Annotated in this window: 6 protein-coding genes, 2 tRNA genes and 1 rRNA gene; 5 read left to right on the top strand and 4 right to left on the bottom strand. The window is 34.3% G+C overall.

Annotated features, from left to right (window positions below; all coding sequences use genetic code 11):
- Positions 1 to 93 precede the first annotated feature (93 nt).
- The 3 genes from rrf (at position 94) to VFS71_RS07595 (ending at position 448) form a co-directional block, all read left to right on the top strand.
- A 5S ribosomal RNA gene (rrf, locus tag VFS71_RS07605) occupies positions 94 to 203 on the top strand.
- An 80-nt stretch (positions 204 to 283) separates the two neighbouring features.
- Positions 284 to 356 (top strand) — tRNA-Phe (locus VFS71_RS07600).
- Positions 357 to 362: 6 nt separating this feature from the next.
- Positions 363 to 448 (top strand) — tRNA-Leu (locus VFS71_RS07595).
- 270 nt (positions 449 to 718) lie between these two features.
- Here the strand turns inward: VFS71_RS07595 and VFS71_RS07590 are convergent.
- Both VFS71_RS07590 and VFS71_RS07585 read right to left on the bottom strand, forming a co-directional pair.
- Positions 719 to 1,360 carry an endonuclease III gene (locus VFS71_RS07590; protein WP_326400326.1) on the bottom strand — a complete coding sequence of 214 codons (642 nt, stop codon included), beginning with the start codon at positions 1,358 to 1,360 and terminating at the stop codon, positions 719 to 721.
- 41 nt (positions 1,361 to 1,401) lie between these two features.
- Positions 1,402 to 1,839 carry a DUF4268 domain-containing protein gene (locus VFS71_RS07585; protein ID WP_326400325.1) on the bottom strand — a complete coding sequence of 146 codons (438 nt, stop codon included), beginning with the start codon at positions 1,837 to 1,839 and terminating at the stop codon, positions 1,402 to 1,404.
- 91 nt (positions 1,840 to 1,930) lie between these two features.
- On the opposite strand from VFS71_RS07585, the gene VFS71_RS07580 reads away from it, so the two are divergent.
- Positions 1,931 to 2,587, top strand: a complete 657-nt coding sequence (locus VFS71_RS07580) for a CoA pyrophosphatase (protein WP_326400324.1) — start codon at positions 1,931 to 1,933, stop codon at positions 2,585 to 2,587.
- Between the two features lie 93 nt (positions 2,588 to 2,680).
- On the top strand, positions 2,681 to 3,490 hold the full coding sequence (locus tag VFS71_RS07575; protein WP_326400323.1) for a lysophospholipid acyltransferase family protein: 810 nt from the start codon (positions 2,681 to 2,683) through the stop codon (positions 3,488 to 3,490).
- Positions 3,491 to 3,521: 31 nt separating this feature from the next.
- On the opposite strand, the gene VFS71_RS07570 is transcribed toward VFS71_RS07575, so the two are convergent.
- Both VFS71_RS07570 and VFS71_RS07565 read right to left on the bottom strand, forming a co-directional pair.
- Positions 3,522 to 4,175, bottom strand: a complete 654-nt coding sequence (locus tag VFS71_RS07570) for a hypothetical protein (RefSeq protein WP_326400322.1) — start codon at positions 4,173 to 4,175, stop codon at positions 3,522 to 3,524.
- Positions 4,172 to 4,487 (bottom strand): RNA polymerase sigma factor (locus VFS71_RS07565; protein WP_326400321.1); only part of this gene is annotated, 316 nt, incomplete at its 5' end. The genes VFS71_RS07570 and VFS71_RS07565, both read right to left, overlap by 4 nt.

Here is a 4,487-nt window from a genome sequence, read left to right as displayed (position 1 = left end):
CTTTATCTCAGTATGTTAAGATATTATGTGATTGATGATTATCAAAAAAGATAAACATCATTACAATGATTGCCCAAAGCAATTATAACGACTTAAGGTGGTTATTGCGGCGGGGCTCACCTCTTCCCATCCCGAACAGAGAAGTTAAGCCCGCCTGCGCAGATGGTACTGCAGTTTTGTGGGAGAGTATGTCGTCGCCTTTCTTTAATCTGAACTTGTTTCAGATTCTAAAACCCCGTTTTATTACGGGGTTTTTTTTTAATTTTTGTTAGACAAAGATTATGGTACCTTAGCTCAGATGGTAGAGCAATGGACTGAAAATCCATGTGTCCCTGGTTCGATCCCTGGAGGTACCACTTAATGCTCGGATGGTGAAATTGGTAGACACGCTGGACTTAAAATCCAGTGAACAGCAATGTTCGTGCGGGTTCAAGTCCCGCTCTGAGTACAAGAAAACTTCATTTGTTTATGCAAATGGAGTTTTTTTATTTAGGCCTGTAGCAACCAGAGATCTTGGTTTTGTTTCGGATCGTAAATATCTTGTATTTTAGAAAAAATGTTTTGAAAACACAATCGCATGAGGGATGGAAATGGCATCCTTTTCTTTTCCGTCTTTAGGGAAAGAAAAGATATAATGGACAGACCGACCCTTGCGGGCATGTCATAATGTGTTAGATAAAATGTGGAAATTTTAAGAGAGTGTGTTTCTTGTTTTTTTCTACTGATTGGCTTTGTAATACAAACAAATTGTATTAATTGGGCATTCTTCACATTTTGGTTTTGGTCTGCAAATTTCCCTACCCAGAAATGAAATAGCCATCCCTATTTCGCCCCAAATGTTTTTTGACAAAGTTTGCATGAGCAGTTTTTCGACTTTGTTACCGTCCTGCGTTTCAGGAATTAATCCAATTCTGGGGGAGACGCGAATAACATGTAAATCGGCGATGATTCCTTCCGCAGGAACTCTAGCTTCTCGCATAATAACGTTGGCTGATTTTCGTCCGATTCCTTTTAAAGCGGTTAAATTTTCCATTGTTAAAGGAATATTTTCATCTTTTTGTACTGTTTGTGCAATTTCAATTAACCAGTTGGCTTTGGTGCCAAAATTTCGAACTTTGGAAATATGTGGTATTAACGCATCAACATTGGAAACGGCTAGACTTTCCATATTGGGGAAAATTTGAAATAAGTTTGGTGCTATTTTATTAATATTGGCATCCGAATCTTGAGCCGAAAGGACGACCATAACGACCAGCTGATATAGGTTTTGGTAATCTAATGGATGTTTTTGACCATTGTATCTTTCTAATATTGGGGTTAATTTAGTCTCCCAATCATTTGTTTCTCTAAATAAATCCATTTTGAATAATTTTTGATTAACAATTTACGAAATATAAAACCCTATTTTTCAATATCTTTTATAAATTCATCATACTCCAAATAAAATAGTTCCAGAGCATTCATTTTTTCATAGAAAAAATCAAATATTTCATCCCAATACTTACGGTTGCTTACACTTACATTCCCTTTTTCAACCCAAATACGGCTAATGGTTTTTCCGTTTTCCAAAGTGTGATTTTTTTCAAAAACCAAATCTTTGACAAATTCTTCTTCGAGTATATTTTTTAATGCCTGAAGTTTTTCAAAGTATTGCATACGCAATTCTGCATTTCTCATTTCGATATCGATATGTACTTGGGCTTTGGTATTTTCGACAAAGAATTTAAAAGAGAAATCTTTTATTTTGGTATCATACAAAAGCCATTTTCGGGGATATTTTTGTGCAAATTCGACCCAAAATTCGTGTTTTAGTTTTTGATTTTCTTCTTTGCTGTACATATTGTTGGGTTTTGGATGTTTAAAATTTGTTTGACACTAATTTCTAAAGTATATTTAGATATTATTTTATTTGCAAAAATAACCTTTGATTATGGATTTTCAAGATTTTTTACAAATTGTTCCTTATTTGGATGCTGTAAATCTTCCTGGTGAAGCTGCCCATAATGTTATGGTACCGCAACAGCGTCTTGAAATAACAAAAAAAATAAATTTTAATGAAATAAAACCAAGAAACGCTGCAGTAATGATGTTGCTTTATCCTAAAGAGAGCATAACTCATTTGGTCTTGATTGTTCGAAACTCATACAAAGGAGTTCATTCTTCCCAAATAGCTTTTCCAGGTGGAAAATATGAAAAGGAAGATGCCAATTTTATGCAGACAGCATTAAGAGAAACCTACGAAGAAATTGGTATTTATCAGGAAAAAATTGAAGTGTTAAAAGCGTTTACTCATTTATACATACCTCCGAGCAATTTTATGGTTTATCCTTTTTTGGGAATTTGTAGGGATGAAGTTGTTTTTTATCCTGATCCTAACGAAGTGGCCGATATAATTGAATTGCCATTAAGTACTTTTTTAAGTGATTCTATTGTTATTAATACCGAAATGACAACTTCTTATGCTAATTCCATTGAAGTTCCTGCGTTCAAAATTGAGGAACACATTGTTTGGGGAGCAACAGCTATGATGTTAAGCGAATTGAAAATTGTTTTGAAATCTATTTTGGATAAAATCAATTTTGAATAGTCTATTTTGTTAAAAGCATCGCCTTTTAATATTAAAAAAGGAAAAATAATCGTAATTTTGCAATCCCAAATATAAAAACAAACAAACAATCTTATGGGATTATTTAAACGAAATCCTTTTGGACACATACTATTTGTAAAAAAGTGGTTGATTCGAATCTTCGGATTTATTAGCCACAGACGTTATCGTGGTTTTAATGAACTACAAATTGAAGGTTCAGAAATTATTAAAAAGCTTCCAGATACAAACGTTCTTTTTATCTCCAATCATCAAACTTATTTTGCAGATGTAACTGCCATGTTTCATGTCTTTAATGCCAGTTTAAGTGGGCGAGAAGATTCAATAAAGAATGTTTGGTATATGTGGAATCCCAAATTGAATATTTACTATGTGGCTGCCAAAGAAACAATGAGAGCGGGCTTATTGCCGCGAATTATGGCTTATGCGGGTGCAATTACCGTTGAACGAACTTGGCGTGCCAAAGGGAAGGATGTTACCGAGAAAAAGGATGTAAATCCAAATGATACCGAGAATATCAAGATTGCCTTGGCCGATGGTTGGGTAATTACTTTTCCGCAGGGAACCACCAAATCTTTTAAGCCAGTTCGAAAAGGAACTGCACACATCATAAAACAACACAGACCTATAGTTGTCCCAATCGTAATTGATGGATTTAGACGCTCATTTTGCAAGAAAGGGTTGTATATGAAAAAGAAGGGAATTCTCCAGTCACTTGTCATCAAAGAACCTTTGGCCATTGATTATGATAACGATTCCATCGATGAAATTGTTGAAATGGTAGAATACGCCATCGAGCAACATCCATCTTTCCTTAAAGTCATTCCATTAGAAGAATTGCAGGAGCAAGAAGAGCTGAATAAAAAGAGACAATGGGAATATTAAAATATAAAAAAAGAGACATTTGTCTCTTTTTTTATAAATCAATTTTCTTCAATTCTTCGAAGTTATTCTGCAAGCGCTTTAATAAAATACCGTAGATTAATTTATAAATCAACCAGAATGCGAAGGTAAAAATCGCTGTGGCCAAAATTAATACGATGAACGATATCAAGGCAATGTTCAAAGGCATTTCGGGATGAACGACTCCATTTTTTGAAGCTCCTTCCAGATAGCCTTCGTAAAACAAATAACCTCCAAAAATAATGAAAAACAGTGCAAAAAAGGACAGGTTAAAAGCGATGTATTGCTTCACTACTTTTCGGGTTTTCAATATCGTGGAAATGAGTTTTTTGGTATTATCATCAACCGCAATTTTACGATACATCGTATAAAACTTAAAAATAAAGTACAAAATAACAACATAAAGGAGTACTGTTGCAGCTATATAGTAGCCATAAACACCCAAATGTTTAATTAATTCCACATTTTTCTCGTCGTATTTGGTAAAGGATAAAATCAATCCCAATACCAACCCTAATCCAAGTTCTATGATACTCACTATAAAAATCCACTTCACTACAGAAGACGATTTTCTATGGATCATTTTGTAAATCTCATTTTCTGATACCTGTTCAAAAGAAGCTGCATTCTTTTTCCAGTCTTTTTTTAATAAATCCAACTCTTTCATACGCCTAATGGATTTAATATTTTTTTTAATTTCCCTTTTATACGATTCATTTTTACCCTTGCATTCACTTCGCTAATCCCTAAAGTTTCCGATATTTCGGTATAATCCTTGTCTTCCAAATACATAAATACTAACGCTTTTTCAATATCATTCAGCTGATAAACGGCCTGGTACATCAATTTCAACTGTTCCTCCTCTTCATAATTGTATTCTATGTCGTGTGTGAAATGTTGCCTTCCCTCGTACTCAACAGTTGCAATACTGCGTTTGCTTTTTCGATACAGCGTGATTGCCGTATTCAAGGCGACTCGA

Origin of the sequence: Flavobacterium sp. (assembly GCF_035760125.1) — a bacterium.
Taxonomy (GTDB): domain Bacteria; phylum Bacteroidota; class Bacteroidia; order Flavobacteriales; family Flavobacteriaceae; genus Flavobacterium.
The sequence above is the reverse complement of the archived record's forward strand: the minus strand, read 5'-3'. Positions and strand labels throughout refer to the sequence as shown.

Excerpts from the sequence above, each read along its gene's own strand:
- VFS71_RS07590 (WP_326400326.1), bottom strand. The coding sequence starts at position 1,360 with ATGGATTTATTTAGAGAAACAAATGATTGGGAGACTAAATTAACCCCA.
- VFS71_RS07585 (WP_326400325.1), bottom strand. The coding sequence starts at position 1,839 with ATGTACAGCAAAGAAGAAAATCAAAAACTAAAACACGAATTTTGGGTC.
- VFS71_RS07580 (WP_326400324.1), top strand. The coding sequence starts at position 1,931 with ATGGATTTTCAAGATTTTTTACAAATTGTTCCTTATTTGGATGCTGTA.
- VFS71_RS07575 (WP_326400323.1), top strand. The coding sequence starts at position 2,681 with ATGGGATTATTTAAACGAAATCCTTTTGGACACATACTATTTGTAAAA.
- VFS71_RS07570 (WP_326400322.1), bottom strand. The coding sequence starts at position 4,175 with ATGAAAGAGTTGGATTTATTAAAAAAAGACTGGAAAAAGAATGCAGCT.